Raw genomic sequence first — 1,090 nt, 5'->3', positions numbered from 1 at the left:
CATCAAACGTTGCGCGCTTGCCGCGAATATCCACGTCCACCTCGGTGCCGACCTCGGAAAATTCGCGCTTCACCAAGGCCATTGCCACCGGGTAACCCAGGGTCGGCGAGGGAATACCGGAGGTGACCTCACCAATCTGGTTGCCCTCGGCATCAACAAGGAACGAACCCGCACGTGCCGGACGCTTCGCCTGTGCCTTCAGCCCCACCAGGATGCGCTCCGACGGGGACTTCGCCAGCTCGGCCAGGGCGGCACGGCCCACGAAGTCAACGGCCTTCTTCTCCAAGGCAATCTCAACCAGGCGGCCCAAGCCAGACTCGAACGGGGTAATATCCAGGCCCAGCTCGTGGCCGTAAAGCGGCATACCAGCCTCAAGGCGCAGGGAATCACGGGAAGCCAAACCAGCAGGGGTCAGCCCGAACGGCTCACCTGCGGCGGCGAGGGCCTCCCACAGTTTCACGGCATCAGCGTTCGGCACGAACAGCTCGAAACCATCTTCACCGGTGTAGCCGGTGCGTGCCAGCAGCACGTCCACCCCGGCGATGGTAACCGGCACAGAGGCGTAGTATTTGACCTCACGCACCGCGTCCTCATCGGAAGCACCAGCGGCCAGCAGAATCTCCTCAGCACGCGGACCCTGCACAGCAACCAGGGAGGTTTCCTCAGACTCATTGACGAACTTCACGTCAAAATCGCCCAGGCGCTCACTCATGGCGGCGAAATCTTTATCAATATTGGCGGCATTGGGCACCACCAGGAACTCCTCGTCACCCAGACGGTAGGTGATGAGGTCGTCAATAACACCGCCCTTATCGTTCACCAGGATCGAGTACTTGGCGCGGCCAGGCTTCAAGACAGACATGTTGGAAACCAGCGCGTAGTCAAGGAACGCTGCGGCGTCCGGCCCGCTCACACGGAACTCGCCCATATGGGAGAGGTCAAAGATACCGGCGCGGGTGCGCACAGCCTCATGCTCGGCAACATCGTTAGCGTACTTGAGCGGCATATCCCAGCCACCGAAGGCGGTGAACGAGGCGCCCAGTTTTTCGTGGACGGGGTACAGGGCGGTTTTCTTGGGTGACATATTATC

1 protein-coding gene is annotated in these 1,090 nt (G+C 61.0%); it reads right to left on the bottom strand.

The genetic code is table 11. The features are described 5' to 3' along the window. Positions 1-1,084 (bottom strand): glycine cleavage system aminomethyltransferase GcvT (gene gcvT / locus HXO69_RS08940; protein WP_296546612.1); only part of this gene is annotated, 1,084 nt, incomplete at its 3' end. Positions 1,085-1,090 lie beyond the last annotated feature (6 nt).

The organism is Rothia sp. (in: high G+C Gram-positive bacteria), from assembly GCF_015265375.1.
Classification (GTDB): Bacteria; Actinomycetota; Actinomycetes; order Actinomycetales; family Micrococcaceae; genus Rothia.
This window is presented reverse-complemented; position numbering and strand designations above follow the sequence as displayed.